We start from the raw sequence: 25452 nt of genomic DNA on the forward strand, positions 1-25452 counted from the left end.
TTTTTGTTGACAATGTTGAGTAGTTAAATTAGTGTATTAGATAAATAGTACACAAGTATTACAAAGAGGATTATACAAATGACTGAAATTTTACGAGTAGATCAAGTCACTAAGACATACGGCAAGCGGGGCGAAAAGCAGTATCAGGCTCTCAAAGGAATTAATTTTGCGGTCAATTCAGGCGAATTTGTAGCGATTATGGGTGCTTCTGGTTCTGGTAAAACAACGTTGCTCAATATCTTGTCGACTTTAGATAAACCAACAACGGGTAATGTTTTTATTAATCACGAAGATAACAACACGCTAAATGCTAATCAGCTGGCTGATTTTAGGAGTCAGCAAATTGGCTTTATTTTTCAAGATTTCAATCTCTTGGAAAATTTAACTAATCGCGAAAACATTGCTTTACCTTTAAGCTTACAGGGTATTTCTCCCAGAAAAATTGATCCGCTGGTTGACAAAATTGCGACTAGGTTAGGGATTAGAGAAATATTGGCTAAATATCCTGCTGAAGTATCTGGTGGGCAAAAGCAGAGAGTGGCAGCTGCTAGGGCGTTGGTGCATGAACCGGCAATTTTGCTTGCGGACGAGCCAACTGGCGCCTTGGATTCAAAGAGCGCCCGCGAGTTGCTTTATACTATGGCTGATTTAAACCAAAATGATGGTATTACTACTCTGATGGTTACGCACGATCCGTTTGCTGCCAGCTTTGCCAGTCGCATTTTATTTATTAAAGATGGCCAAATTGGTGAACAAATGTTGAAAAACGGGCATTCGAGGCAGGAATTTTATCATCTGTTAATTGATCACTTAGATACTGATGAATAAGGAGAACAAAAATGATTTGGAAGTTGTCCTTAACGGGAATCAAGAGTCGCTTTAAAGATTACGCGGTTTTGTTTTCCGGCTTGGTTGTTGCCAGCATGATTTTTTACATGTTCCTCACAATCACCATTAATCCTACTTTTATCAAAAATGATATTGCAGCACCAAGTAACTATGTCCGCTTTACCTTTGGTTTTGGTATTGTCTTGTTGGTAATCATCACTGCGGTTTACCTGGTTTATGCCAACTCTTTTTTACTGAGCATGCGCAAACACGATTACGGCATGTACATGATGCTCGGAGCTAAGAGTACTAAAATCGGGGCACTAATTTTTCTAGAAACTCTGATAACCGGTATTTTTGCCACAATAGTTGGTATTATGCTGGGCGTTGGTCTGACCGCTATTGTATCCCAGCTGCTGATATCTCGTTTAGGCTTGACGGTGAAGCATTTTGCCGTTATTTTACCCAATGCTATTATCTGGACGATTATCTTCTTCATTTTCATCTTCTTATTTGGTGCTTTGAAAAATGTCCGTAAATTAACCAAGACGCCGATAATTGAATTATTGCGTGATGACCAAAAGCCGGTCGCCTACAAGCGTCAGCCGGTCTTGCACTGGATTCAAGGAATATTGGGTCTGTTACTTTTAGCTGCAGGCTACTTTATTCTGGGTCTGCCGGGTAACGCTATTTTATTTATTATTCCAGCAGCGCTAGTGACCATAGTTGCCGGTTCATACTTCACATTTAATGCTTTTTTCAGTGCCTTAATTGGGTTCTTGCTTAACCGCAGAAGCTTTTCTTATCATGGCATCCGGGTATTTACTTTAGGCCAGTTGAAGTTTCGGCTGCATGATTATACCCGAATTTTAACCGTGGTTTCACTGCTTTTTGCCTTGGCACTTGGAGCTATTACTGTAGGGCTTAACTTCAGCACGCTCAGTGAGCAACTTGAAGGCAATTTCTACTATGACACTACTATTATCAGTGACTCTCCCAAAGTTGAGCAGGCTAAAAATAAGCTAACTATTACCCGTGAGCAAACTTATCATTATAAGGAACAGGGCAAGTATTTATACTTTAACCGCAGTGAATTTAATAATAATCCAGTTAAAAACGTCAAGTTTTACATGAAAAATGGTCAGCCCGCCTACAAGACGATCAACTTACCTACTAAAAAATTAGATGTGCCAGCAACGTATGCCAATAATGCTTTTGGCGCTATGGTTCCTAATGGTATCGCTAAAATTATTCGCTTGGTTTCACCTGAAAAGTGGGCACAGAAAAAAGGGCAGAATAAATTTGTCAGTTTCGTAAATGTGAAAAATTTCGATCAAGATTACCCCACCATCTTAAAATTGCAAAAACAGCAGTTAAAAGAAAATTCTGCTTATGAGTATATATATACTTCGAGCAAGGCTGGCAGTTACCAGTTAATCAAGAATTTCAGCAGCGGGTTTGAATTTATGGGCTTCTTTTTAGGTATTGCCTTTCTAACCATGCTGGCTTCAACCCTGATGTTCAAGGTGCTAAGTGGTGCAGCCAGTGACAAAGTGCGCTACCAAATGTTATTTGAAATTGGCACAAGGGTAAAGGTATTGCGTCAATCTATCAGAAATGAGATTGGAGTGCTGTTTCTTCTGCCTGGTGTATTGGGCGTGATCGACGTTCTCTTTGGCTTAAGATTATTTAAACTGCTCTTACCGCACCCCTACCAGAACTTGTGGATTCCCTTTACGATTTTTATTGTGCTTTATCTGATTTATTACTTATTAACGGTGAAATTATATGAAAAAATCGTGCTTGCACATGAATAAAATTGGGGCAGTAATTAATACAAGTTTGTTTTTAGTAAAAGAAAAGGAGCAGTAATGATTTGGAAGCTATCCGTGACGGGTATTAGGAATAGGCTGAAAGACTATCTGGTATTATTTTCCGGCTTGATTGTAGCCAGCATGATTTTCTATATGTTCTTGTCAATTGCTACTAACCCTGTATTTATTAGTAAAGATGTCTATGGTAGAACAGCATACCTGACGTATATTTTTACCTTTGGCATTATTTTGTTAGTAATCATTACATCTGTCTATTTGATTTATGCCAATTCGTTTTTGTTAAGTATGCGTAAGCATGACTATGGCATGTATATGATGCTTGGAGCCAAAAGCACGCGGATTGGTTTACTAATTTTTTCTGAAACTCTGCTAACCGGCTTTTTAGCAGTTCTGCTGGGAATACTACTGGGGCTTGGGTTGACCACTATAGTTACCAAGGTGCTGATAGGTAAACTAGGGCTGGAAATTACGCACTATAAGGCAATATTGCCCATCGCAATAATAGGGACTTTGCTTTTCTTTGTTATTATTTTTCTCTTGGGTGCACTGAGCAATGTGCACAAACTTACACATACTCCGGTAATTGATCTTTTACACGAAGATCAAACTCCCATTAATCTTAATCATCATCCCGTTTTGCGGGGAATTGAAGCAATTTGCGGTGTGCTTTTGCTGGCTGTCGGTTACTATGTAATGACTTTGTCCACCAGATATATTTACTTTCTTATTCCCACCGCTTTAGTAACAATTATTGCTGGTTCTTTCTTCGTCTTTAATAGTGTCTTTACAGCTATAATTAATTATTTACTTAATAAAAAATCTTTTTCATATCGTGGCATTAATGAATTTACTCTTGGGCAGTTGAAATTTCGCTTGCAAAGCTACACCAAGATATTAACTATGATTTCAATTCTGTTTGCTTTGGCGCTAGGTGCAATTACAGTGGGGCTTAATTTTGGCTCCATGAAGGATGAGACGCAAAAAAGCATTTATTATGATGCTACAATTGTTAGTCAGACACCAGCAGTTAAAAAAGCAGAAGCTAAGTTAACCATTAGCAATAAGCAGACTTATCACTACAAAGAAAAGGGGATGCACCTCTACTTTAACCGCGCGGAATTTGAAAAACAGCCGCTGAAAGAAATAGAAATCTATTTTCATGACAATCAAGACAATTTACCTACATATAAAGTGAAAACACTGGTTACTGCCGAACTGGATCGACCGGAAACAGCTGCCAACAGCATTTTTAGTCAAATGGTGCCTAACGGCATTCCTAAGAAAATTAAGCTAGTTTCACCAAAAAGGTGGAATACACTTAGTGGTCAGAAAAAATTTGTCAGTTATATTAAAGTTAAAGACTTTGTCCATGATTTCCCAGTGATTAAACAAATTCAAAAACAGCAACTAAGGGAAAATCGCAATTACCAAGATATTTACCTTTCTTCCAAATCATATAACTATAATAATATGATTGGCTTTACCAGTGCTTTTGAATTTATGGGCTTTTTCTTAGGAATAGCATTTCTGACTATGCTCGCTTCGACGTTAATGTTTAAAGTTTTAAGTGGTGCCGCTAGTGACAAGGTACGCTACCAGATGCTACATGAAATTGGAGCCAGGCCACAATTATTGCGCAGTTCAATTAGAAAGGAAATTGGTACTTTGTTTACCATGCCTGCAATTTTAGGCATAATAGATGTCCTTTGTGGCTTACAACTGTTTAAAACATTGCTGATATCTCCATACCATAATATCTGGATTCCATTCACAATATTTATTGTGCTTTATCTGGGTTATTACTTGTTAACAGTTACGTTATATGAAAAAATTGTACTCACAAATAAATAATCATAAAAAGACCGGATTTTGAAATAAATTTTCAAAATTAAACTAGTAACTCTTTAATTGATGGGAATTCACGCAACATCTCATGAAAAAATAAGCAAAAGTTGCTTGGACTAATGCTTATTTTTTTCGTCTAGTCGTGTCCTTTTGGATACGATTTTTTAATTGTTCAAATTGTGCAAAATTACCCGGTAAAAAAGACTTTAATTTCACAAAATCTTAATTGGGGAGACGCTTTTATCCCTAGTATGCGAAAAATTGGTATAGGTTCCATTATTTAATGTTGGATTGATCTGGATTTTTTAGGTAAAAACATCAATAAATTTTTATGTAATTTCAGCTTGTTTTGTTTTGTTGACTTTTATCATTACAGTTAAAGTAACAGTGAAGACGATTGCACTAAATCCCAAGACACCATACAGGGCATAATTAACATTGATTGTGCCAGCTATGATGGTAAATAATGTCGTCATTAATGGACCAGCGATTGCCAAGATTGTGTTTAAAAGCCCTGCTGAAGAAGATAATATTTTGCGATCTACGGAGACAACCAACCATTGCATTAACTTAGGACTGCTTTACGGCGAGTAAATCAACTGGAAAATATTTTTTCTTTGCGGAGGTTCAGTCCGAGTTATCTTTTAAAAAACAAAAAAGCGATCCAGCTGGATCGCCCCAGACGCTTAGTACGCCTCTTTTGCATGCGAAAATCGCACTTTATTTCTTCTATAACAATTATAACACAAGAACACATGATAGAATATAAAAGTACGTCTTTCAACCCTCCCTGAAAGGAGGTGATTGCATGGGAAAGGTCGTACTTTTATTTCTTCTAACTTGTTTACTACTATCTATCCTAACGCCTGCACTGCGAGAGCTAGGAAAAGATCTTGATAAATTAGCAAACTTTCTCGATAAGTTAGCTAATTTAATTGAAAAGATTTTTTGGATATTTATGTGGTAATCAACAAAGGGGTGGGATTTTTCTCCCGCCTTTTTTATATTTGTCATATCTAGCTTATTTGTGGCAAATATGACAATTTTACTAATAAAAAAACAATTATATTATTTATATAAATAACGAAGATTCTTCGAAAATGAATAAATAAAAAAAGGCAAAGTTATTACGTGAATTATATGCTGATCCAACTTTGATAAATTAGAAAGATGCGAAAGATGTTTGTAAGTTAAGTGGGAATCTAAAAATAGAGTCTAAAGTAGATGATTGTTTCTATGAAGCATTTGTAGATGGATTATTTATAAAGTTTAGACCGGAAAAAAATTATAAAGATAAGCAAGTTTTCTATAAAGGGAAATGCTTTAAAAACTAAGTATTAAAATATGCTAAAGAAAATAGATAGCTTATTAAAAAGTTGGTAGCGCTAACTATAATTAAGTTAAAAGGTGGTCTGCTTGAAGGAGCGAACAGAAAGTTTGGTGATCTTGATGCAAAAATTAAAAAATATGCGCGTTGGACTGATAGAACTTTGTGCGACACTCATTATTGGCGGTTTGATGATAATTGCTGGTATTATTTTAGGGTTGGATATAGCTTCTTTAATTATTAAGTTATTTAGCGGTTTAATAAAACCAAATGTGCCGAATTTTAACGTCATTAACAGTTTTCTGCGGATAAATTCAGGCATGCAAGTGGCTATGTTACTGGCGGTTCTAATAATTGTTGGCGGCATAGTAGTAACTTATAGGTTAACCAGAACTATTTTAAAAAGTGTAGCTGCAAAAGAAGTTGCACCTGCAATTTTTCAAAAACATTTAGGACTAAGAATAATTGAAGTGGTTTTAGGGTTGACGGCAGTAGTTGCAGGCTACTTTATGCTAAATTTACCTAGTCAAAGTCTGTTTAATCCTTTATTACCAGCATTTGTCACAATTGTATCAGGTACTTATATGCTTTGCCACTCGTTATTAAGCTTGGTGCCTGCAAATTGGTTTGGCAAAATTAATTTAACTAGAGGAAAAACGCAGCAGGGACTTCATCATTATGCTGGCGTTTTTACTATCATTTCCATACTCTTTGCCTTGACTATGGGCGCTCTGGCTTTAAGTCATGACTTTAATGCCTTTTCTCAAGATATTAAGAGGGGAACTTATTATGATGGCGTAATTGTCAGCAACACCGCCAATATTAAAAACGATGTGGCGCAACTAAAAATTAAAAAGCAACAAACTTATCATTATAAAGAAACAAAAGGGCACTTTTATTTTGTTCGTAATGAATTGGCAAATAATCCAATTAAGTATGTCAAAAGCACCGGTAGACGCAATTTTCAAGTCAAATCTATTAAGTTAGACCAATTGAATAAAAATTCTCTAGCAGATGATAGTTTTCGTGAACTCGTTCCCAATGGTTTTAAAAATAAAAAAATTGCACTTCGTTCAACTGCAGAATTAAATAAGATTAAAGGTAAAACTAAATATCTGACTGTGGTGCAGCTAAACAGTTTTGATAGAGATTGGCCGTTTTTACTAAAAATTGAGCATAAACGGGCTCAAAGTAATCTTGCTTATAGTCACCTCTATAGCAACTCTAAGGCGGCTACTTATCAGCTGATATTGGGGATGAGTAAAGAAATGAAGATCTTGGGCTACTCACTGGCATTTGTATTTGGTGCAAGCCTGATTGCGATCTTGATAATAGTAGTCAAAGCTGCTAAACGAGATCAGAAATTAGTAAATGAGAGGCTGACTCAAAGAACATGGCAGAGCAAAACCGGACTTTTGTTCTTTATTCCCGCAATATTTGGGGTCTTTGATGTTTTGTTTGGCTTGAGATTTTTCAATCAGGTTTTGCCAACAGCATATTATGAAGTTTGGCTGCCAATAGTGCTAATGTTGCTGGCTTATTTTGCTATTTATCTGCTAACAGTGACGCGGCATCACAAAGTTGAGTTTTAAAAATTTAGACAATGAAAAAGCACGCTAAAGAGCGTGCTTTTTTCAGCGTCTTTAATTAATGAAAGATAATGCCTAAAATTAGTCCGCAGACTTGCATTAATTGAAACCAAAACAAGTTTTGCGGTGCTAAATCAAAAGTTGTGGGTACTCTGTGCTTGATGTTATCTTCATCAACCCAGAAAGCCATATCCTTGGTCTGCTTCTGCCTGAATGCCTGCACGTTTTTATAGAGCTTCGGCAAAGTTACAAAAATTAATAGTTGCCAAATGGGTAAAAGACGAAATATGACGCTGATAGCGACTATTGCAAATGGAGCCAGGGTTAAAAAACTAAACAAGTTTAAGGAATTCTGAACTCCAATGTATGAAGGTAGGGTGTGACGGCCATTAGCCAAGTCCTGCTTTAAGTCGCAGGTATTGTCCGCCAGCATCGTTGCTGCGTTAAAGAAAGCTTGTGGTAAAGCTACCCAAAAAATTAACAGGAGGTTGGCTAAATTGCCCCCAACAATAAATTGCGGCCAATCAAAATTTAAATAGGCTAATTGACTTACTGGTGAATTGATGTAAACGGCTAAGAACATAATTCCCAGTCCTTCGAATAAACCGGCAAGAATTTCGCCTAGCGGTACTCTGGAAAAGGGAACGGGGCCGTAGGTGTAAAATACAGCCACAAAAAGTCCGGGGGCACCGATCAGCAAAATAAAAAGATTGGTTCGCACAGTTAGCCAAATTCCTAAAACTGCTGCGATTAAAAGCAGAGTAAGCATGACCGCCATTGCAGTTGTCGGCGATAAATTACGTTTGCCAATTAAATTATGTTCTTTTTGATAATCTTTGCTTTTAGCCAGACGATAGTCTTGAACGTTATTAAAACCAGTCACAAATAAAGCTATTGCGCCTTGAGCAACTAGGTATATTAAAGAATTTTGCCAATTAAAAGTATGAAAATAAAAGTAAGCAAATAGAATTCCTAATAAATAAGGCATTAAACTATTGAGCTTGGTATTAAGCCGCACCAACTCAAAAAAATCGGTTATTGTAAAATGACTGTACTTTTTTTTAGCCTCCATTGATTTTCCTTTCAAAATATTGTCTTTATTTATCCAAAATTAATTGCTGGTTTTTAACTTTGCCAGTTGATAACCATTATCCGTAAACAGTTTGAATTTATCTTTTAAGCCCGAGGTAACGTAGACTTTTTTCTTTTTAGTAATAAAAATTGCCTCTACGCCTGACAGATGTTCTACATAGTCATAGCCCTTTTTCAAACCGCGGTTAAATACTGCAGTTGACAGTCCATCACCTGTGGTTGACCGCTTGGCAATAATTGTGACACTTAACAAGTTGTTTTGACAAGGGTAACCCGTTTGGGGATTCATTAAGTGACTATAAATTTTGTTTCCGACTTTGAGATAACGCTCATAAATACCTGATGTTACTGCAGTAGCATTCTTTTCCGGTAAGGAGCCGATCGCATCACCCCGCGCAGCACTGGGGTCTTGAATCCCCACGGTCCAATTACTGTTATTGGTTGGGGAGTTGCCTAAAACGTAGATATTGCCGCCCAGATCAATAATGGCACTGGTGACGCCCTTTTTTTGCAAGACTTTCATAACTTCATCAGAAATAAAGCCTTTAGCCATTCCTCCTAAATCAAGCATCATCTTCTTTTTCTTTAAGAAAACGGTGCGTTTTTGATCGTTAAAAACCACATTATGGTAATTAACTAATGGTAGCCGTTTTTTGATGGTACTTGCTTTTGGTTTATGGGCATCGGGGAAACCTATTCGCCATAAGCTGGTAATTGGTCCAATTGTTAAGTCGAATGTACCAGCAGAAATTTTGCTGTAATGATAGGCGTCTTTACACATACGGTAAATAGTAGGGGTAACTTTTACCGGTTTAATTCCAGCATACCTGTTGATTTTGTCTATTTCACTGCCTTTTTGATTAACTGTGGTTTGAGCTGCTAATTCCTTAATTCGGTTAAAGCCGGCCTTCAGGGCTTTTTGCTGGTGTTTGTTGTAAATTTTGATGGTGCAAACTGTTCCCATTAAAAATTGGGTATCTGAAGTGGGAGTAGTGGTAACAGGTGTTTTTACCGGGGCACTAGTTTTACTTTGAGTTGAGCAAGAAGTTAGGCTAAAACATGCTAATAAAATTGCAATTACCAGCATAAACTTGTTTGTTTGCTTGGTCATATCACTTATTTCTCCTAATAAAAAAGAGCGGCTAAATGTCACTCCTTTTGTAATTAACTAATTAACTTTTTATTCTTGATAAACAATATTGTCAACCTTGATAGTTCCGCTTTCACCCTTTTGTGCGGCATTAATTAGTTGATCAGCATAAGCGATAAATGAATGAGAAGACTCTGTTGCTCCCGAAACTGCTTGAACTTTTTCGGTATTTCCTTTAGCTTTTAAGAATTCTTTTTGTAATTTTGGAATGTACTCTTTCGGTCCAACTTTGTTAACTTTCTTCATTTGCTTTTCGTAAGCAGCATTCTTGGTCTTGGAAACACCTTTTTTGTTAATTTGGTCGTATTTAAAATCACTGACTTTGCCTTTTTTAACTACCATGGTTAACACTTGACGGTAACCGTGGCTGTAGTTCTTTTCTGCTAATTTATATGTGCCGTCTTTTAATTTTTGATTGTTATTGATGTGAATGGTAGCAGTATCGCCCTTTTGAGCTGCCTGTGTTAACTGGTTGACATAGTTCTTTAAAGTGGTGCTTGAACTGGTAGCACCGGAAACGACTTGGATAGCGCTTGAATTAGCGCCACTAGCGGCGAATGATTTTTGCAATTTAGGGATGTATTCTTTAGGACCGATTTTTGCTTGAGAATACTTCTTCATTTGTGCTTCATATTTAGCGTCTTTCGCCTTTGATTTACCATTCTTGTCTACATTATCATAGCTTGTGTCTGTAACCTTGCCATCTTTAACGGTCATAGAAACCTTTACTTTATAGCCATTGAAATAATTGTCTTCGACTAATTTGTAAACCCCATCTTGCAATTTGCCACCGGCAATCTGCTTAGGGGTTTTCTTCTTTTCGACCTTACTTTCTTTTGGCTTAGAATCGCTTGAAGAACTTTTCTTAGCCGTAGTTGAACAAGCACTAAGCAAAAGCGTAGAAAGTGCCAAAATAGCTGTGCTGGTTATAAATTTATTATTTTTCATAATATCTCCCTCAGTGATCATATCAAACCATATAACATTGTGTACACATTCACTTAATTAGATTATAAAATACAGTTTTACTTTGTGCAACTACAAAATTTAAAAACAAAAAAGTTATTTTAACAGCAAAGAAAGCGCGTAACAAAAACAAAATTAGGAAAGATTGTGAAAGTAGCCACTTTACCATAGTGGTAATTACTAGTATAATAAATGACAACTAGTACATTTGCATTAAGGAGTGTTAAAAGTGGCTGAAACGAATATTGTAGTAATTGGCGGCGGTTACGGCGGTCTGTATACCACCAAGCATCTTGCCAAAAAATTAAAAAAGCGGCATGATGTTAAAATTACGCTGATTGATAAAAATCCCTATATGACCATGATGACTTCTTTACACGAAGTAGCAGCTAACCGAGTAGAAGCTAAGAGTCTTAAGTATGATCTGCAGCGTTTATTTTCACGGAGAAAAAACGTTGATGTAGTAACTGACAATATTACTAAAATTGATCAATCTGCCAAAAAAGTTATTGGCGATAATGGCACTTATCCATACGATTACGTCATTTTAGCTATTGGTTCGCAGCCTAATGACTTTAACACTCCTGGTGTTAAAGAAAACGGCTTTGTTTTGGGTAATCTTGATGATGCAGAAAAACTGCGGGATCACATTGATCTGATGGTTCATTTAGGCTCTCAAGAAAGAGATCCTGAAAAAAGGGCACAATACCTCAACTTCGTCGTTGTTGGTACTGGCTTTACCGGAACCGAGATGGCTGGGGAATTAAACTCTTGGCGTGGTGATTTAGCTAAAAAATATAATTTGCAAAAAGACGACATCAAGATAACCATGATGGAAATGGCGCCAACAGTAATGAATATGCTTGATCGCGCTGATGCTGACAAGGCGGAGAAATATCTCTTAAAGCAGGGCGTAGATATTAAAGTCAATACAGGTGTAGTTGGTGTTCATGAAAATTATATTGACCTGAAAGACGGTTCAACGTATCCAACGAGGACATTGATCTGGACTGCTGGTGTTAAGGCTGTTGCTACAGCTAAAAACTTTGGCTTTGAAACTGGTAGAGGCGGTAGAATTTTAGTTAATGAATATTCACAAATTCCAACCGATCCCCACGTTTATGTCATAGGTGATGTGGCTCTTTATGATGCTGACGGCAGCGGCCGCGGTGAACCACAAGTAGTTCAGGGAGCTGAATCCGCCGGTAAATGTGCTCTAAGAAATATTTTAAGTCAGATTAACGGCGGTGAACCCGTTAAATTTAAGGGTACTTATTCCGGCTTTATGGTTTCACTTGGACCTAGTTGGGGTGTTGCGTCTTTAGTTAATACTTTCCATCTGAGTGGCTTTTTCGCTATCTTGATGAAAGACGTAGTGGACATGATTTACTTTATGGAAATCTATTCCGGTTACTATCTTTTCCACTATGTAATGGACGAATGGTTCAGAATAAAACGGCCTACTTTATGGCGGGGCAATCTTAATAGGTACGGCAATGTTTTATGGGCAGTACCATTGAGAATTTATTTAGGCTTGATGTGGTTAGTTGACTGCTGGTACAAGGTACAGGGCAGCGGCTCTTGGTTCACTAATAAGCTGCAATTACAGTTTCCTTGGTTAGTTCAAGCTGCTACCAGTGGTGCTTCACAGAAGGCAGCGGCTACAACTGCCGCAAGTGGTAAAGCCGCTACCACTGCTGCCCCTGCTCTATTTTCTCTCAATTATGATTATGGTCATTCCCCAATGGCAGTTTTTGATAAAATGCCAAGTTGGGTGCAAGCAGTAACTAAAGTTCTAATTCCTAATAAAGAAGCTGCACTAGTAGCACAAAAGACTATGACGTGTTTGGAAATTGTTTTAGGAATTATGTTAGTATTAGGCTTATGCACGTGGTTTGCTGGTGGCATGAGCGCAATCTTCGTAGCTATTTTCTGCTTATCAGGGATGAACTACTGGGTCAATGTTTGGATGGTATTTGCTGCTATCGCTGTAATGAACGGCTCGGGTAGAGCATTCGGTCTTGACATGTGGTTTGTTCCGTGGCTGCAAAAGAAACTTACTAAACTTAGATATGGCGTCTTGAAGCCGATTTACCACGTTGATAAAAATGGAATAAAAAACTAACAATGGTAATTCTAAAAAGTCCTATGGTTTTATCTATAAGACTTTTTTAGTTTTAATTGTTAGTGAGGTAAGACATGGAAATTTTAAAGAGGCTTAAACCTGGTGACTTTTTAATTGTAGTAATTTTATTAATTATTAGTTTCACGCCCTTTTTTATGGTACATAATTCTAAAAAAGAGGGTAATCAGGTAATCGCTATAGTAAAAGTTAATAATCGCCAAGTTAAAAAGCTTTCTTTAGATCATGACCAAAAATGGCAGTATCAAAGAGACGGTAAAATTAATATTTTACAGGTGAAAAACCACAAAATTCGCGCAATTGATGCTAACTGCAAGGACCAAGTATGTGTTAAAGAAGGCTGGAAAAGTAAAAGCGGAGATACAATTGTTTGTTTGCCACACAAATTTTTAGTTGAGTTAAAAAACGAAAATCAAATTGATGATGAATAGATTTAAGTATTATGACTGAAACAAATAGTTATTTACGCACGTATGTGTTTACAGGAATTTTATGCTCCCAAGGAATTATTCTTAGCGTGGTTGAGCAAATGTTTCCTGCACCCTTTTTCTTTGCACCTGGTGCTAGGCTTGGCCTAACCAATATTATTACGATGGTGGCATTAATGATTTTACCTTTTAAAGATTGTATTTTACTGACGTTTTTGCGCTTAGTATTAGCCGCTTTGATGACAGGGGGCACCAGTACCTTTTTATTTGCTGCTGCAGGTTCATTTTTAAGTTTGTTTTTAATGAAAATGTTCTTACCATTGGTTCCCAGATTTTTGAGCATAATAGGAGTATCAATCCTTGGCGGCGTCTGTCATAATTTTGGTCAATTATTAATTGCAGTGCTGCTAGCACAAAGTAAATATGTTTTATTATATTTGCCATTATTGACAGTATTCGGAATTCTTTCTGGAACAATAGTTGGTCTTGTCAGTAGTTTTTTAATGCATTACGTTGATGCATTGAGTTTTATTAAAGGGATAATTAATAAAGGTATTTAACATGTCAAGGCTAGAAAAAGAATTAAGAAAAGTCCAAAGCAGCATCCAAAAAAATATCAGGACTCCCAAAGGTAAACTGGGAGAAGCAATCAGGTACACATTTTCCAAGCCCGGCAAACAATTGCGTCCCAGTTTTGTCTTACTTTTTGGCAATATGGGTGATGAGCCAAAAAAGGAAAGACTAATTAATATTGCCGGTTCGGTTGAAATTCTTCATAACGCGACCTTAATTCATGATGATATTATAGATAATTCCAGTGTCAGAAGGGGCAGGGAGTCAGTGCAGGCAAAATATGGCAAGACTATTGCGCTCTATGCTGGAGACTATTTATTTGCACTTTCATTACAATTGCTCAGTGAAAATACTTCAAAAATAACTAATCTACGCGTTAATGGCTCAACTATGCAAAAAATTCTTGCTGGTGAGACTACTCAATTTGGTAATGAGTACAATACTTCGATTACTGAAAAAGAATATCTTGAACAAATTCGGGGCAAAACGGCAAGCTTGTTTGGCTATTCTTGCTATATTGGGGCGCTTGAAGGTGGTCTTAACAAAAGACTGGCCAGAAGTGCTCAGCAAGTAGGTGTGCTATTTGGACAAGCGTTTCAATTACGGGATGATATTTTAGATTACACTGCGTCAACTGCCGAATTAAAAAAGCCAGTTTTATCTGATGTAGTTAACGGTGTTTATACCGGGCCACTAATTTTTGCCTTAAAAAAAGATAACACTGGTAAATTAAATAAGCTGGTTGAGAAGGGTAAAGATATAAGTTCTAGTGAGTTAGCCCAAATAGAATATTTAGTCAATGAATTAGGCGGCATTAGGCACGCCCAGAAGCTGGCAAATGACTTTACGAGTAGTGCGCTAGCACTGCTTAAAGATAAATTTAGCAATTATTCTGGATATGATGAGGTTGTTGAGATAGTTCAAAAAATGCTTACCAGAAATTATTAAATAGCAAAAAAAGGAGGTTGATTATTCAACCTCCTTTTATATTAGTAAAAACTTTTTCAGGTACTAAAGATGATTGTTAGTTTTAATTTTAAGCTTTTTTAGGCTTACGTGTAATGCCGAACAATACTTGCAAAACTACCAAAGCGCAATATGCAATAAGCATATATACCAAAAGGCTAATGTCTGCCCTAGTGGAAGAAAACCAATACCACTGATTGCCCTCAGTGCTATAGATCAAATCAGCCAGACCTAATAAAGCTAAAATCAAAACATTAATTATTGCAAAAATCCATAAGTTGCCGTTTTCATGTTTAGCAACATATATCATCGACCAGGCTGCTGACCATACTCCCCAAAGACCGGTAGCAGCAATTATAATCCAGTAAAAAACTGTAGCAAACATATTATGCCTCCTTCTCAACAACTTTATTTTACCATAAAGTTCATAAGATCACATGTTTAATTTGTGAGCAAGTGCAAATAGTATTTTGCCAGCTGCTAATCCTATTACCAGCAGGATTAATAAAAAAAGCTTAGAAATTTGTTCAAAATAATTACTAATTGTACTTGACATGCTACATACCTTTACTTATAATCCTAAGTATTAAATTAAATTTTGAGGAGGCAATTTTAATGAAATATCAATTTTTAAGTAAACGAATCAACATTAGAAACAGCATTTCTCAAAATTTGATTGCCTTGTTGTTGTCGCGTAGGACTTAGCGTGAAAGAATTACTTTTAGTAATTAACATGTTGAGCCCTTGTTTGCGTCTTAATGAATAGGGCTTAACAAATAACTATCTTGGGCCTCATTCATTAAGTTGAATGAGGTTTTTGTTACCAGGCTAGTTATAGAAGGAGAAAATGATGAACAAGTTTACTAAAAAAATGATGGGTATCCTAACGGTAGGAACAGCCGCCTTTATGATGGCAGGTTGTTCAGTTGCCAAGAGTAGTAACAGTAGCGGTACTCATCAAGATAAAGACACTGTCAAAATTGGTGTCAACATGGAATTATCTGGCACGGCTGCAGGTTACGGAAATGCCCAGAAACAGGGAATTCAGCTAGCAGCAGCTGAAATTAACAAGGCTGGCGGCATTGATGTTAACGGTCATAAAAAGAAAATTAAGCTGATTATTCGCGATAACAAAACGGCGATTGCTACTTCTGCTTCGGTAGCAGCACAACTGGTAAATAAAGATAAGGTAGCAGCAATTGTAGGGCCGGCCACTACTAATGCGGGAACAGCTGAAATTCCTAATATTACTAAAGCAGCAGTTCCCAGCGTGAGTCCTTCTGCAACTGATCCTGATTACACTAAACAGAAAAACGGCAAGGTTCAACCATACGTTTTTAGAGCTTGTTTCCAAAACAATTTCCAAGGAGAAAGTGCCGCTAAGTTTGTCACAAAGAAGCTGAAAGCAAAGCGTGTAGCCGTTTACGCTGATAATTCAAGTGATTACGGTACTGGTTTAGCAAAAGCCTTTAAGAATACATATAAGGGTAAAGTAGTTGATAGCCAAACATATTCAGAAGGTGACAAGGACTTTAACGCCGTTTTAACTTCATTTAAGTCAAAGAAGATTGACGCTATTTATGTTCCGGGCTATTACACAGAAGTTGGTCTGATTGTTAAGCAGGCACGGCAAATGGGTATTAAAGTACCAATCGTGGGTAGTGACGGTATGGCTGATCCTAAACTTGCCCAAATTGCTGGTGCTAAGAATGCTACTAAAGTTTACTACACCACACCATTTTCCACTCGTGTAGCTGCTAAGAACCCAACAGCTGTCAAGTTTATGAATGCCTTTAAAGCTCGTTATCATGCACCGGCTCCAACATTTTCAGCTTTAGCTTATGATGCAGTCTACATGGTTAAGACTGCCATTGAACAACAAAAATCAGATGATTCAACTAAAGTTGCTGCTGGCTTAGCTAAGATTAAAGATTTTGATGGGGTTACCGGTAAGATTACAGTTAATAAAACTCATGACCCAGAAATGCCAATTGCAATTGAAGAAATGACTAATGGCAAAGTAAGTAATTCATTTAGTGTTGAATAGATCCAAAATTTAAAAGGGGCGCTTAAATTTGCAAACAGTATCACAGCAAATCATTAATGCCTTGTCACTGGGCTCAATATATGCCTTGCTGGCATTAGGCTATAGCATGGTTTACGGCATTATTAATTTAATTAACTTTGCTCATGGCGATATCTACATGCTAGGGGCATTCTTTGCCTACTATGTAATTAATGCTTGGCATTTTAACTTCATCACGGCATTACTTTCAGCAATGATTGTTGGTGCGGTTTCGGGTGTAGTGATTGAGTATTTTGCTTATAGACCATTGCGTAAATCACCGCGAATTGCTGTCTTAATAACAGCTATCGGAGTTTCATTTTTACTTGAAAATGGCATGTCTTACTTTGTGGGTTCAAACGCACGTAGTTTTCCGCAGGTAATTGAACAAGTCAACTATGTTTTTGGCGGCGTTCAAATTTCCAATATTCAAATTTTAATTTTAGTAACTGCTTTGATACTAATGGTTTCACTGCAACTGATTATTAAAAAAACTAAGATGGGACGTGCAATGCGGGCTGTATCTGTTGATCCTGCTGCTGCCGAATTAGTTGGGGTTAATGTTAATCACACGATTTCTTTTACTTTTGCCTTGGGTTCAGCTTTAGCTGGTGCGGCAGGAGTGCTGATTGGCATGTACTATAATCAAATTGATCCTTTAATGGGGATGACTCCCGGCATTAAAGCCTTTGTGGCAGCCGTTTTAGGAGGAATTGGTTCGGTACCCGGTGCCTCACTTGGTGGCTTCTTAATCGGTATTTTAGAAACCTTCTTCCAATCTATCGGTTTGTCCGCATATAAAGATGCAGTAGTTTATCTTGTGTTAATAGTCATTTTGCTCTTTTTACCAGCAGGTATTTTCGGCAAAAATGCCAAGGAAAAGGTATAGGTGGCAAAATGAAGGTTAATTGGAAATACATTTTATCGTGGCTCGTAATTATGGTAGCCGGCTTTTACTTAATTAACGCTTTAATCATAGTTGGCGTAATTGATGATTTTATTGAAAACATGCTGGTTACGATTGGCATTAATATTATTTTGGCAACAGGTTTGAACCTGATTATCGGCTTTAGCGGTCAGTTTTCACTGGGTCATGCCGGTTTTATGGCAATTGGTGCGTACGCTACTGCAATCATTACGCAACACATGAGTAATGAAGTTGTTTTTTTGCTTTCACTGCTAGTAGGTGTGCTTTTAGCCGTCATTATTGCGGGTGTGATTGGAACAGCCACGTTTATTCGCTTGAAAGGCGACTATCTGGCAATTGCCACGTTAGGGGCTGCTGAAATTATTCGCAACGTAATTAATAATTTGAAAATTACGGGCGGCTCTGCCGGCATGTTTAATATTCCCCAGTTATGTTCATGGCCTACCGTTTATATCTTAGTTTGTGTGACTACAATCGTTTTGATGAATTTTGTTCGTTCCAAAAATGGGCGTGCAATCAAGGCTGTGCGTGAAGATGAGATAGCCGCTGAAGCAATGGGCATTAATACTACTAAATGGAAATTAGCTGCTTTTGTATTGGGCGCAGCTACTGCTGCTATCGCCGGCAGCTTACATGCCTCTTATTTACAAACAATTTCACCATCAAATTTTGGTATCATGGAATCAATTTCTATCTTAGTGATAGTTGTTTTAGGTGGTGTTGGTAGTATGACAGGTACATTTGTAGCAGCAACTGTGCTGGGAGTTTTAGATACTGTTTTACAAAACTTTGGTTCTTTGAGAATGGTTATCTATGCTATTGCCCTCATATTAATTATGATTTTCAAACCATCTGGGCTTTTAGGTAATTGGGAATTTTCACTTAAAAACTTAACCCGCCATTTTGGCAAAAAGGAAAGAGGCTAGTATATGGCACACTTATTACAGGTTGAACATGTAGTGCGCAAATTTGGCGGATTGACTGCAGTTAATGACGTTTCACTTCATTTAGATAAGCATGAACTAGTTGCCTTGATTGGACCTAATGGTGCGGGCAAGACCACTTTATTTAATTTGTTAACTGGTATGGTGCAGGTAACAAGCGGCAAAATCAATTTACAAGTTAATAATCAAAATTATGACTTAACCCATAAAAGTGCTGTTCAAATTGCTGACTTGGGCTTATCCAGAACTTTTCAGAATATTCGGTTATTTAAAAACTTGTCTGTCATGGATAACGTTTTGACTGCGATGACCAATGAGTACCAAGAAGGCTTTTTAACCACTGTCTTTCGTTTGCCCCGTTATTATAAAACTGAGAAGGACATGAAAGAAGCGGCACAAAAACTACTAGCAATTTTTGATTTAACTGAAAACGAAAATACTCTTGCTAAAAACTTGCCCTATGGTACACAAAGACGGTTAGAAATTGTCCGTGCTTTAGCTACACAACCGCAAATTCTTTTCTTAGACGAACCTGCTGCCGGTATGAACCCCGAAGAAACAGCTGACTTAACCAATCTTATCAAATACATTCAAAAAGAATTTCAAATTACCGTTCTACTAATAGAACATGACATGTCTTTAGTAATGAATTTAGCAGAACGAATTTATGTTCTAGATCAAGGAGAAATGCTTGCTACTGGCAGTCCAGAAGAAGTTAAAGCAAATCCTAAAGTGATTGAAGCATATCTAGGAGAGGGTGAAGACTAGATGGCTATGTTAGAAGTACGAGATTTGTCTGTTAACTATGGTGTCATTCAAGCAGTTAAAAACGTCAGTTTTGAAATTAATCAAGGTGAAATAGTAACTTTAATCGGAGCTAATGGTGCCGGCAAATCAACTATTGTCAAGACAATTTCAGGATTGCTCAAGCCTAAGAGCGGTCAGATTTTATATCTTGGTAAAGAAATTGAACATAAAAGTGCCCCGCAAATCGTCAGCGCCGGCATTTCACAAGTTGCAGAAGGCAGACATATTTTTGCAGGGATGACAGTAATGGAAAATCTGCAAATGGGAGCCTTTCTCCAAAAAAATCATGAAGTAACTGCAAAGACTTATCAGGAAATCTTCAAACGATTCCCTATTTTGCAAAAAAGGCGTCACCAAGATGCCGCCACGCTGTCTGGTGGTGAGCAGCAAATGCTGGCAATGGGTCGTGCCTTAATGGCAAAGCCCAAATTGCTGTTATTAGATGAACCCTCAATGGGGCTTTCGCCTTTATATATTCAGGAAATTTTTAAAATCATTAAAGAATTGAATGAAAAGGGCACGACTATTTTATTGATTGAACAAAATGCTAAACAGGCATTATCAATTGCCGATCGGGGGTATGTGCTTGCAACTGGAGTAGTGCAATTAAGCGGCACTGGTAAAGAACTATTAGTTAATCCGGAAGTCCAAAAGGTCTATTTTGGTGGTTAATAGATAGTATCTTTTTAAGTAAAAAATTTTAAATACAATCTTAGGTCAAAAATAAACTAAACTACATTAAAAGGCTAACTTTTATAATTATAAAAGTTAGCCTTTTTAGTGAATTTAAGCGGGTTTATGATAATTTTTGCGCAACTACTGAAAACTCAAGCGGAAATTGTGGTGAATCAGGGGGAAGAACCCAGCCCTCATCTTCTTTACTATAGATTAATGATGGCAAAGCTTTCCAATCAGTAACTTTTTCCTCACCAACTTGTTTAATGGTTAGGCCCGCAGCAATCAATGAATTAATAATTTCAGCAAAATCATGGGCCCAATTATGATTAGTCTGGTGCTTAATTTTACCAGCAGAATTAGGCGTATACGAAGCATCTGACTGATAGGTAACTTCAGTGCCGCTAAAATAATCTTGAATAATTTCCAATCCCGCGTTGTCTAAAGCAAATAATATTGGATGACTGTCCCTAATCATAAAAGTGCCACCGACCGCTAACAGTCGCGCAATAGAGTTTGCCCATGATTTAAGGTCAGGAAGCCATGTAATAGTACCAGCACTAGTGACAATTAAGTCAAATTGACCTAATTTTTCAGGCATGGCTGCGGCCGCAAAACGAGCATCGCCTTCGACATAAGTAATTGGTGTTTTAGCTTGTTTAGCTAGATTACGCGCATATTTCAAAGCCGTAGGTGAAAAATCCAACCCATAAACGTCTTTAGCTCCCAGACGGGCCCAGCTGAGTGTATCGTCACCAATGTGACACTGCAAATGCAGTAGGCGCTTGTTTTTAACAGAATTGGCAGGTAAAAAGGGCTTTAATACTGCTAAGTCATGTTTCACTGTAGTAGTGATAGCCTCGGGGTTCTGGGCAAATTCAGACAGATTGCCATAACCGCCATGGGCATGAACATCAGCCCGATCGTTCCAATTGTTCAAATTATCTGTAATTGCAGAGTAGTCATCCTGAGACTGCATAAGTTCTCCTCCTAGTTGCAGGAAAATATCATATTTTTGTGTTGTTGTATGAAACAACTTTCATTTTTTGTTCAGTCATATTCATAACTGTTACAGAAGCATTGCGTGGATCTTCGGTAATAGCAAAATCACCATAACGATCTGCAATACTGCGGATAGTAAAACCATGAGTTACAAGTAAAATGTTTTCGGCACCATCTAATTGGCTAATTAATTTAAAGCCTTTATCAAGTCTTTGCCAATATTCTTGCGCGTTTTCCGCGTCATGAAATGGGTCTGCATCTTTAATCCAGTTCTTAATGGTGTCAATTGGTTCATTTTTAAATAAGTCACTGTGGTTCTGGTAGCCGTGAGGACCGCCAATCATTTGCCAAGCAGCGTCAATATCCATACCTTCAAAGTAGCCGTAAAAGTGTTCACGGAAAAAAGGCGTCGCAATATGCTGAATTTCATCATGATTAACATTGTGCTTAACAATGATGTCGCAGGTATCACTAGCTCTTTTCACATCACTTGATAAAGCAATATCAAAAGGAATATCTTTTAAAATTTCACCAGCTTGATCAGCGCCGGCTATTCCTTTGTCTGTCAAAGGTGTGTCACACCAACCCTGCATTTTGTGGTAACGGTTAATGTAAGTTTGACCATGACGAACAATGTATATTCTTTTCATTTTCTCCTCCGCACTTCTAAAAATTTATTCGTGATATAGTTTCTCTACTCGGTCAATATCGATAGGCTCAATAGGGTAAAGTGAGCCCGTTGGGTACATCACAGACACACCGTTATTATGCTTAAGTCCAATTGCATGCCCTAGTTCATGTTCTACAGTATTGAGAATACGTTCGTAGGTATAATTATACGGTGAAAAGTTCTGTAAATAATAAATGTTTAATCTGGTAACGGCAGAATACATAATTCCAGTCTTCACGTAGTAATGAAAAGTGGTGTAACCAGCATAGTTGGTGTTGGGACTATAAACTTGTTCAACAACAATATTGGCTTTTTTCCTACTGCTTGCTTTGGTAAAAGTAAAGGCATCGGTCTTGTTCCATGCCTCAATCGCATCGTTTGTAGCAGAAATAAGTTCCTGATTGTCTTCAAGATCAATATAGACCGATGCCTTAGGTTTTTTCCACCGCCAAGATGTGGCGACAGCAGCTGCTTTTTTCTTCTTGGCTTTTTTACTTTTCTTGGCTTTCTTCTTAGCTTTTTTGGCATAAATGACTTGAGAAGACCACACAGATGATGAATTATCTGTAATTGCTGGTAAATTACTTCCAATTGTTAAAACAACTATTAATGCACAAGCCAGTTTAGCTAAGAAATGGCGCATATTTTTCATGCCTTGATCAACTCCGTTACCTTTCATTATATAAGAAAAATAGTAAAAGTATCATATTTTACCAACTTTATTACTTAAAATTATAGTTATTAATTGCTCAACTTTCATAAATTTTTTCCTTTTTGTAAAAATAGTTAATAGGTTTTAATATAAACCGATTTCATGGTAAAATAGTATGCAAGTTTTGAAAAAAATAGGTGAGTTTATGACAAAAGCGATGAATGATAAAGAATTCGAACAAAAACATCTCGACCAGATTTTGAAAATGATCAGAGCAAAGAAAGCCGAGCTGTCTTCGTCAATTAGATCCGCTGAAGGCGAGGCCCAAGATCTTAATTCACACTTTTTTGATGACGTAAAATTGGATTATGACGGTTATTCAACCTCAATGGAAACTGCACTGTCTATTCATCAGCAACAACAACTACTTGATGAACGGCAAAATGCCTGGCAACATGCAGCCAAACAGCTAAGTACAGTGCAAAAACTAGAGCAAAAACCGTATTTTGCCAGAGTTGATTTTAAAGAAAATGGTGAAAAGCCGGAGACTATTTATATTGGTCTGGGTTCCTTTGCTGATAAAAATAATCATTTTCTGATTTACGACTGGCGGGCACCAATTTCGTCGATATACTATGATGGTAAGATTGGCAAAGTTTCCTATATGTCGCCAGAAGGTGAGATTACCGTTGACATGACCAAAAAGCGGCAGTTCATGATTGAAGACGGCAAAATCACTAATATGTTTGATACTAATGAATCCATTGGTGACCAAATGCTGCTGGAAGTGTTAGGCGAAAAATCCAGCACACAGATGAAGTCGATTGTCACGACAATTCAACGCGAGCAAAATAAAATCATCAGAAATACCAGTGCTGATCTGCTCTTTGTACAAGGTGCTGCCGGCTCAGGTAAAACCTCTGCTATATTGCAGCGTATTGCCTACTTGCTTTACCGCTACCGTGGCAACTTAACCAGCAGTGACGTGATTATGTTTAGTCCCAACCAGTTATTTAACGATTATATTAAAAACGTTTTGCCTGAAATGGGCGAGCAAAACATGGTGCAAATGACTTATTGGCAGTTTGTGGCTAGAAGGCTGCCGGGAATGACCGTGGAAAACTTATTTGATCAATTTGAAGATAGCGCTGCTGATTCCGCCATTAGTCAGTTTAAAGACTCTACCAATTTTTTCAATTTACTGCACCATTATGCTAAACACCTTAATAAGCGCGGCTTAATTTTTAAAAATATTTATTTCCGTAATAAAAAACGACCATTTTTTACCAAAGAAAAAATTAGTGAACTCTATTATTCCTTTAACGATAATTACAATTTAAGCAACAGAATTGATGCTACAAGAGAGGAATTAATTAAGTCTCTTAACCGCAAGATTAATGGTGAAACTAAGAAGGCTTGGGTGTCTGACGCTATCCAAAACCTGAGCCAAGAACAGTTGAATGCTCTTTATGATCATCCTGACCAAGAATTTGAATCTGAAGAAAAAGAAGAAAAGTTCCTTAGTCGTAAAATCGTTGTGAAAGCACTAGATAAGGTTTTCCAACAAATTAGACGCAATAATTTTATCAACATGCGGGCGCAGTACCTGAATTTTCTCCGTGCAGTTCCTAAAATGACTGATTTAGCTAAATGGCAAATTACAGTGGAGGATTGGGAAAAGCATGTTGCAGAGGTTAAACAAAGCTTTATGCGGCATTACATTCACATGAGTGATGTTTCCGCCTATTTATACCTCTATGACCTAATTACCGGGCGTCATGTTGATTATGAAATGCGGTATGCGTTTATTGATGAAATTCAGGACTACACTCCGTTTCAACTTTGTTATCTGAAATATAATTTCCCGCGTGCCAAATTCACAATGTTGGGAGACTTGAACCAAGCTATTTTTACTAAAGATGAAAGTAGAAGTTTGCTTAAGCAGATTAGCGGTTTATTTGATCCTGAAAAAACAGATGTCGTTCAGTTGACAAAGTCCTACCGGTCGACTGAGCAATTGACTAATTTTACCAAGCAAATTTTACGGCAAGGTGAAAAAATTGAATCTTTTAACCGGCAAGGGCCTAAACCGGCACTTTGGGGACGCTCCACTAATGCAGCGGCTGTAGCAGTGCTGGAAAAAGTTTTAGCCCAAAATAATGAAGGTAAAATGACAACGGCTGTTATTACCAAAGATTTAGCCAGTGCGAAGATTGTTGCACAAAAACTGAAAGATGATAAGGTGAAGGCCACATTGATTGCCAGCGCCAATCAGCGGTTAGTCGACGGCACACTGGTTATTCCGTCATATTTAGCTAAAGGACTTGAATTTGATGCTGTTATCATGTGGGCAGCTTCAAAAGATAATTATCATCGTGTTGATGAAACGCAATTAGTATATACAATAACTTCCCGTGCGATGTACAAGCTTGACATTATTTACACTAATGAAAAGAGTCCGCTGCTCGAGGTAGACCGGGAAAGTTATGTAGAAAAATAGGCGATTCTATGACTAACACTGAAAAATTTACATTCAAACCAATTGCGCAAATGACCGGGCGGGAAATGTTTTGTGTTGCCCGTTTAAGGATTGATACGTTTGTAACTGAACAGAAGATCACGGTACCGGAACTTGATGATCAGGATCTAGATGCTATTCAAGTTTATTTGCTAAATAAAGAAGAAACTGCCGCTTTAGCTGTTTGTCGTATTTTTCCAGAAAATGGCAAGTGGATGTTAGGCAGAGTAGCGGTTGCTGCAGCAGCCCGCGGGCAAAAGCTGGGGACCAAAATGATGGCGCAAGTTGATGGATATTTGCGTAATCAAGGCGCTAACCGGCTGTATTGCCATGCACAATGGCAGGCCAAGCCCTTTTATGACTTTTTAGGCTATAAAACAAAAGGAGAACCCTTTGTAGAAGCCGACATTAAGCATGTCATGATGTATAAAGATTTATAACAAAATAAC

Annotated in this window: 24 protein-coding genes; 16 read left to right on the top strand and 8 right to left on the bottom strand. The window is 37.5% G+C overall.

Features of this window, described 5'->3' with window-relative positions:
- Nucleotides 1-78 precede the first annotated feature (78 nt).
- Genes JF73_RS01090 through JF73_RS01100 form a run of 3 tightly spaced genes read left to right on the top strand, consistent with a single transcriptional unit; the run spans nucleotide 79 to nucleotide 4514 of the window.
- Nucleotides 79-828: an ABC transporter ATP-binding protein gene (locus JF73_RS01090; protein ID WP_046326639.1), complete on the top strand. Its 750-nt coding sequence runs from the start codon at nucleotides 79-81 to the stop codon at nucleotides 826-828.
- Nucleotides 829-839: 11 nt separating this feature from the next.
- Nucleotides 840-2645: an FtsX-like permease family protein gene (locus JF73_RS01095; protein WP_046326640.1), complete on the top strand. Its 1806-nt coding sequence runs from the start codon at nucleotides 840-842 to the stop codon at nucleotides 2643-2645.
- 54 nt (nucleotides 2646-2699) lie between these two features.
- Nucleotides 2700-4514 carry an FtsX-like permease family protein gene (locus tag JF73_RS01100; RefSeq protein ID WP_046326641.1) on the top strand — a complete coding sequence of 605 codons (1815 nt, stop codon included), beginning with the start codon at nucleotides 2700-2702 and terminating at the stop codon, nucleotides 4512-4514.
- A gap of 323 nt (nucleotides 4515-4837) precedes the next feature.
- On the opposite strand, the gene JF73_RS01105 is transcribed toward JF73_RS01100, so the two are convergent.
- Nucleotides 4838-5074, bottom strand: a complete 237-nt coding sequence (locus JF73_RS01105) for a hypothetical protein (protein ID WP_046326642.1) — start codon at nucleotides 5072-5074, stop codon at nucleotides 4838-4840.
- A gap of 242 nt (nucleotides 5075-5316) precedes the next feature.
- Here JF73_RS01105 and JF73_RS09680 point away from each other — a divergent pair, with 242 nt between their 5' ends.
- Together JF73_RS09680 and JF73_RS01110 are read left to right on the top strand one after the other, a co-directional pair.
- Entirely contained in the window at nucleotides 5317-5475 is a 159-nt protein-coding gene (locus JF73_RS09680; protein ID WP_179853368.1) for a hypothetical protein, read from the top strand.
- A 449-nt stretch (nucleotides 5476-5924) separates the two neighbouring features.
- Nucleotides 5925-7427: a hypothetical protein gene (locus tag JF73_RS01110; protein ID WP_046326643.1), complete on the top strand. Its 1503-nt coding sequence runs from the start codon at nucleotides 5925-5927 to the stop codon at nucleotides 7425-7427.
- 55 nt (nucleotides 7428-7482) lie between these two features.
- Here JF73_RS01110 and JF73_RS01115 read toward each other — a convergent pair whose 3' ends face one another.
- The 3 genes from JF73_RS01115 to pplA form a co-directional block, all read right to left on the bottom strand.
- On the bottom strand, nucleotides 7483-8496 hold the full coding sequence (locus JF73_RS01115) for a UbiA family prenyltransferase (RefSeq protein WP_046326644.1): 1014 nt from the start codon (nucleotides 8494-8496) through the stop codon (nucleotides 7483-7485).
- 39 nt (nucleotides 8497-8535) lie between these two features.
- Nucleotides 8536-9627, bottom strand: a complete 1092-nt coding sequence (locus tag JF73_RS01120; protein WP_046326645.1) for an FAD:protein FMN transferase — start codon at nucleotides 9625-9627, stop codon at nucleotides 8536-8538.
- Between the two features lie 69 nt (nucleotides 9628-9696).
- Nucleotides 9697-10614 (bottom strand): extracellular electron transfer flavoprotein PplA, encoded by a 918-nt coding sequence (gene pplA / locus JF73_RS01125; protein ID WP_046326646.1) that lies wholly within the window; start codon nucleotides 10612-10614, stop codon nucleotides 9697-9699.
- 247 nt (nucleotides 10615-10861) lie between these two features.
- Between pplA and JF73_RS01130 the strand changes: the two genes are divergently transcribed.
- From JF73_RS01130 to JF73_RS01145, 4 genes are all read left to right on the top strand, one after another.
- Nucleotides 10862-12757 carry an FAD-dependent oxidoreductase gene (locus JF73_RS01130; RefSeq protein WP_046326647.1) on the top strand — a complete coding sequence of 632 codons (1896 nt, stop codon included), beginning with the start codon at nucleotides 10862-10864 and terminating at the stop codon, nucleotides 12755-12757.
- A gap of 74 nt (nucleotides 12758-12831) precedes the next feature.
- On the top strand, nucleotides 12832-13206 hold the full coding sequence (locus JF73_RS01135) for a NusG domain II-containing protein (protein ID WP_046326648.1): 375 nt from the start codon (nucleotides 12832-12834) through the stop codon (nucleotides 13204-13206).
- A gap of 11 nt (nucleotides 13207-13217) precedes the next feature.
- Nucleotides 13218-13763, top strand: a complete 546-nt coding sequence (locus JF73_RS01140; protein ID WP_046326649.1) for a Gx transporter family protein — start codon at nucleotides 13218-13220, stop codon at nucleotides 13761-13763.
- Between the two features lies 1 nt (nucleotide 13764).
- The gene (locus JF73_RS01145; RefSeq protein WP_046326650.1) at nucleotides 13765-14724 is read left to right on the top strand and encodes a polyprenyl synthetase family protein; all 960 of its coding nucleotides are present in this window, start codon (nucleotides 13765-13767) and stop codon (nucleotides 14722-14724) included.
- An 88-nt stretch (nucleotides 14725-14812) separates the two neighbouring features.
- On the opposite strand, the gene JF73_RS01150 is transcribed toward JF73_RS01145, so the two are convergent.
- Entirely contained in the window at nucleotides 14813-15127 is a 315-nt protein-coding gene (locus tag JF73_RS01150; RefSeq protein ID WP_046326651.1) for a hypothetical protein, read from the bottom strand.
- 462 nt (nucleotides 15128-15589) lie between these two features.
- Between JF73_RS01150 and JF73_RS01155 the strand changes: the two genes are divergently transcribed.
- Genes JF73_RS01155 through JF73_RS01175 form a run of 5 tightly spaced genes read left to right on the top strand, consistent with a single transcriptional unit; the run spans nucleotide 15590 to nucleotide 20158 of the window.
- Entirely contained in the window at nucleotides 15590-16789 is a 1200-nt protein-coding gene (locus JF73_RS01155) for an ABC transporter substrate-binding protein (protein WP_046326652.1), read from the top strand.
- A gap of 28 nt (nucleotides 16790-16817) precedes the next feature.
- Nucleotides 16818-17696: a branched-chain amino acid ABC transporter permease gene (locus JF73_RS01160; RefSeq protein WP_046326653.1), complete on the top strand. Its 879-nt coding sequence runs from the start codon at nucleotides 16818-16820 to the stop codon at nucleotides 17694-17696.
- An 8-nt stretch (nucleotides 17697-17704) separates the two neighbouring features.
- Entirely contained in the window at nucleotides 17705-18661 is a 957-nt protein-coding gene (locus tag JF73_RS01165) for a branched-chain amino acid ABC transporter permease (protein WP_046326654.1), read from the top strand.
- Nucleotides 18662-18664: 3 nt separating this feature from the next.
- The gene (locus tag JF73_RS01170) at nucleotides 18665-19447 is read left to right on the top strand and encodes an ABC transporter ATP-binding protein (RefSeq protein WP_038521001.1); all 783 of its coding nucleotides are present in this window, start codon (nucleotides 18665-18667) and stop codon (nucleotides 19445-19447) included.
- Nucleotides 19448-20158 carry an ABC transporter ATP-binding protein gene (locus JF73_RS01175; RefSeq protein WP_046326655.1) on the top strand — a complete coding sequence of 237 codons (711 nt, stop codon included), beginning with the start codon at nucleotides 19448-19450 and terminating at the stop codon, nucleotides 20156-20158.
- A 124-nt stretch (nucleotides 20159-20282) separates the two neighbouring features.
- Here the strand turns inward: JF73_RS01175 and JF73_RS01180 are convergent, their stop codons facing one another.
- From JF73_RS01180 to JF73_RS01190, 3 genes are read right to left on the bottom strand one after another with little or no spacing between them, the layout of a single operon-like run.
- On the bottom strand, nucleotides 20283-21140 hold the full coding sequence (locus tag JF73_RS01180; RefSeq protein ID WP_046326656.1) for a class I SAM-dependent methyltransferase: 858 nt from the start codon (nucleotides 21138-21140) through the stop codon (nucleotides 20283-20285).
- A 28-nt stretch (nucleotides 21141-21168) separates the two neighbouring features.
- The gene (locus JF73_RS01185) at nucleotides 21169-21813 is read right to left on the bottom strand and encodes a histidine phosphatase family protein (RefSeq protein WP_046326657.1); all 645 of its coding nucleotides are present in this window, start codon (nucleotides 21811-21813) and stop codon (nucleotides 21169-21171) included.
- A gap of 24 nt (nucleotides 21814-21837) precedes the next feature.
- Nucleotides 21838-22485, bottom strand: coding sequence for a M57 family metalloprotease (locus JF73_RS01190; protein WP_052059619.1), 648 nt, complete (start codon nucleotides 22483-22485; stop codon nucleotides 21838-21840).
- 205 nt (nucleotides 22486-22690) lie between these two features.
- Between JF73_RS01190 and helD the strand changes: the two genes are divergently transcribed.
- Entirely contained in the window at nucleotides 22691-24985 is a 2295-nt protein-coding gene (gene helD / locus JF73_RS01195) for an RNA polymerase recycling motor HelD (RefSeq protein WP_046327370.1), read from the top strand.
- An 8-nt stretch (nucleotides 24986-24993) separates the two neighbouring features.
- Nucleotides 24994-25443, top strand: coding sequence for a GNAT family N-acetyltransferase (locus tag JF73_RS01200; RefSeq protein ID WP_046326658.1), 450 nt, complete (start codon nucleotides 24994-24996; stop codon nucleotides 25441-25443).
- Nucleotides 25444-25452 lie beyond the last annotated feature (9 nt).

The sequence above is a fragment of the Lactobacillus helsingborgensis genome, from assembly GCF_000970855.1.
In the GTDB taxonomy this organism is placed as follows: Bacteria; Bacillota; Bacilli; order Lactobacillales; family Lactobacillaceae; genus Lactobacillus; species Lactobacillus helsingborgensis.